General features: G+C 44.7%; 1 protein-coding gene. It reads left to right on the top strand.

Going from position 1 to position 1,288, the window contains the following annotated elements; genetic code table 11:
- Positions 1 to 969 (top strand): IS110 family RNA-guided transposase (locus tag JCM13995_RS13440; protein WP_156314518.1); only part of this gene is annotated, 969 nt, incomplete at its 5' end.
- Between the last annotated feature and the right edge of the window lie 319 nt (positions 970 to 1,288).

Genomic DNA, 1,288 nt, shown 5'->3' with positions numbered 1-1,288 from the left:
CAAGCCAACGACCCAGTCGTTTATTTTGAAGCCACAGGCATCTATTCTCAGCCGCTGGTACGCTTCTGCCAAGACCATCAATTGCGGTATGGACGATTGAACCCGCTAGAGTTACATCTACATTCAGAGACTTTGCGACGGGTGAAGACGGATCAAAAAGATGCCCACAGAATCGCTTTGTCTGTGATGCATCATCAATATCGGCTGACTACACCTTGGAGGCCAGAATATGAGCAGTTACGCCAGTTAAATCGTTTCTACCAACAGGTTATGAATGATATCAAATTAACCCGATTAAAGCTTTATACTGCGCTCCAACAGACCTTTCCAGAAGTGGAGAAGCTCTTTAGTTCTCGAGTTTCGAAGCTTGCGCTAAACGTGATCTTACTGTTTCCGCATCCAGACTTTGTACGGCATATCTCACGTACTTGCTTAAAGAACAAGCTGATGAATGAAACGGATAAGAAGCTGTCCAAAGCTAAAGGCTTAAAATACGCAGAGAAGCTGATTGGTTATGCCAAAGATAGTTATCCAGCCGCTGATTCCGACAGTATTCAAGTCCAAGAAGTGCAATATTATTGCCGCCAGTTAATCGGGTTGACTAAGCAAGAAGACATACTGCGCGAACAAATGAACACAACCGCAGAGCCGTTGGCACAATTTCAGATCTATCAGTCCATGCCTGGTATCGGGGCGTTATCGGCAGCTCAATTAGTTGGTGAAATTGGAGATATTCTTCGCTTTGATAATGCCAATCAAGTCAACGCGTATGTCGGTATCGATTTGAATCGCTATCAATCTGGCAAGTATCAGCGCCAAGACCATATCAACAAGCGTGGTAATCCTCACGCCCGTGCATTGCTTTATCTGATCGTCAAAAACATGATTCGCCAACAAGCCGCCGCGCCCAATCACATTGTCGATTATTACTACCAACTAAAAAAAGCAACCTATCCCGAAGCGAGATAAGGTTGCCATCGTGGCTTGCATGAACAAGACACTGAAATGCCTATACGCCATGGTCATGGCGGGCACAAAGTATCGTTACCGATACACGGACTCGAAGTCCACTATTAGCCCGGAGTCTTAAGCTCCTACATTCGTATAGTAGTTCAAACCACCACATTTTTAAAGCAAGCAGGCGAAGCTTATTTAGCTTACCAAAAAAGTGACGACCGTTAGCGGCCCCAACTACCTTGATACAGAATCCTACAAGACCTAAAACATAAGGCTATGATCACAAATTCAAGACCTAAAACCTAGTTCCAAGCCCTTGACTAATCGTAGG

Origin of the sequence: Lacticaseibacillus camelliae DSM 22697 = JCM 13995 (genome assembly GCF_001311195.1) — a bacterium.
Lineage (GTDB): Bacteria > Bacillota > Bacilli > Lactobacillales > Lactobacillaceae > Lacticaseibacillus > Lacticaseibacillus camelliae.
Note: the sequence above shows the minus strand (reverse complement) of the source record. Positions and strands in the feature narration are given on the sequence as shown.